Consider the following 381-nt stretch of genomic DNA (forward strand, 5'->3'; position numbering starts at 1 on the left):
GGTTAAATCGCTGCGTAAGGAATTGGGCGATCAGCATGAAATAAGTTTTGCAGCCGGTGGGTTCAATGATTTTCTGAAGAGGTCAATCGACTGGAAAGAAGTTATGGCCGTGGTTAATTATGTAAACCTGATGAGCTATGATCTTGTCAATGGATTTAGTACCACCACGGGCCATCATACCCCATTGTACTCTACGTCTTTCCAACTTGAATCAGCCGACAATGCGATCCGTTATTTGACGTCCGTGGGAGTACCCGCCAATAAAATTGTAATTGGATCTGCTTTTTATGCACGAACCTGGGAAAGAGCGCCAGCCAATAATAACGGTTTGCACCAGCCGGGTAAATTCAAAAGTTTTATTCCTTACAGACAGTTTGATCA

Annotated in this window: 1 protein-coding gene; it reads left to right on the plus strand. The window is 43.6% G+C overall.

The window, feature by feature from the left end; all coding sequences use genetic code 11:
- Positions 1 to 381: glycosyl hydrolase family 18 protein (locus tag I6F37_RS44970; protein ID WP_249795524.1), on the plus strand; the 381-nt coding region annotated here is incomplete at both ends.

This window comes from Bradyrhizobium sp. NBAIM08 (assembly GCF_020193935.1).
GTDB lineage: Bacteria > Pseudomonadota > Alphaproteobacteria > Rhizobiales > Xanthobacteraceae > Bradyrhizobium > Bradyrhizobium yuanmingense.